The organism is Polaromonas sp. P1_G2 (assembly GCF_056405515.1).
The window spans coordinates 1-385 of the sequence record NZ_JBFUBY010001547.1; the positions used below are offsets into that span (position 1 = coordinate 1).

Consider the following 385-nt stretch of genomic DNA (forward strand, 5'->3'; position numbering starts at 1 on the left):
CGCCAGCACCGCTTCGATCATTGCCCGTTCGGAGAAGAAGGCGCGGCCGGTGCGGGTCCAGATCGAACCCGCCTCGTCGGAGACCGTGCCGAAGCGTTGGCGCGCCACGGCATCGTCGCGGCAGACCGCAATCACCGCCCGCGATCCCATATGCTTCTCTTCCAGCATCAGTTCCGTCTGGCCACGCGCGCGGAAGAACTCGAACGCCTCTTCCGGCCGCTCCAGCCAGCCCTCGCTCTTGCTGGTCTCGACCGGCGACATGGTGGGCGGCAGGTAGATCAGCCATTGCGGCGCGATGGCAAAGCGCGCCATCACCTCGAGCGCCGCCGCTGCATTTTCCTCGGCAATGGCGATCCGGTTCATCAGCGACGTATCGATATAGCGG

General features: G+C 65.7%; 1 protein-coding gene. It reads right to left on the bottom strand.

The window, feature by feature from the left end; genetic code table 11:
- Positions 1-385: hypothetical protein (locus AC1D0P_RS31490; protein WP_477680314.1), on the bottom strand; the 385-nt coding region annotated here is incomplete at both ends.